The organism is Paraburkholderia sp. RL17-347-BIC-D (assembly GCF_046027915.1).
GTDB lineage: Bacteria > Pseudomonadota > Gammaproteobacteria > Burkholderiales > Burkholderiaceae > Paraburkholderia.
The window spans coordinates 1-1,172 of sequence record NZ_JARESS010000182.1 but is presented as its reverse complement, the minus strand read 5'-3'; the positions used below and the strand labels follow the sequence as shown (position 1 = coordinate 1,172).

The 1,172-nt window shown below is 60.1% G+C and carries 1 protein-coding gene; it reads left to right on the top strand.

The features are described from left to right. The first annotated feature begins 83 nt into the window (after positions 1 to 83). Complete coding sequence (locus tag P0D96_RS48015) at positions 84 to 1,172, top strand: IS630 family transposase (protein WP_408321345.1); 1,089 nt, start codon at positions 84 to 86, stop codon at positions 1,170 to 1,172.

Below are 1,172 nucleotides of genomic sequence, written 5' to 3'. Positions count from 1 at the left end.
GCTAGTGTCCTGAGTTAAAAATTCATTGCCTTATTTGCGTTGTGTACTAACCTGGGTTGCAGGGTTCGCAAATAAGCGAGGCGATGATGAGAGGAAGACCGAAGGCGCCGCTGGTCTTGAGTGAAGCGGAGCGCGAACAGCTCACGGCGCTGACAATGCGGCGCAAGACCGCGCAGGCGCTGGCCTTGCGCGCACGCATTGTGCTGGCCTGCGCCGAGGGCATCGACAACAAGACGGTCGCGACAAGACAGCGTGTCACCTCGCATACGGTTTCGAAGTGGCGTTCGCGATTCATCAATCACCGCGTGGACGGGTTGCTCGATGCACCGCGCCCGGGAGCACCGAGGACGATCGAGGACTCCCAGGTAGACGCGCTCATTGCACGCACGCTTGAGTCCGTGCCCGCGGGAGCGACCCACTGGAGCACGCGCACAATGGCCCGCGAGATGGGGCTGTCGCAGACGGCCGTGACGCGGATATGGCGTGCCTTCGGGCTGCAGCCACACCGGCAGGAGACCTTCAAGCTCTCCAGCGATCCATTGTTTGTGGACAAGGTGCGCGATATCGTTGGGCTGTATCTGGACCCGCCGCTCAAGGCCATGGTGTTGTGCGTGGACGAGAAGAGCCAGATCCAGGCGCTGGACCGCACCCAGCCTATGCTGCCGCTGGCCCCGGGCATCCCTGAGCGACGCACGCACGACTATATGCGCCACGGCACAACCACACTGTTCGCGGCGCTCGACATCTCCACGGGCGAAGTCATTGGCGAACTGCATCGACGTCATCGCAGCAGTGAATTCCTGCAGTTCCTGCGCACCATCGAGGCCAACGTGCCACCCCAACTGGACGTCCATCTGGTGATGGACAACTACGGTACGCACAAGACCTCCTCGATCAATATCTGGCTGGCTCGCCATCCGCGTTTTCATGCGCATTTCACCCCGACCTCTGCTTCGTGGATTAACCAGGTCGAACGATGGTTTGCCACGCTCAGCGAGACATACATCCGCCGCGGCACTCATCGCTCCACCCGGCAACTCGAACAGGCTATTCGCCAATACATCCAGATCAACAACACTGATCCGAGACCTTTCAACTGGACCAAATCGGCCGACGACATCCTCGCCAGCGTCAAGCGATTTTGTCTACGAATCTCTAACTCGGGACACTAG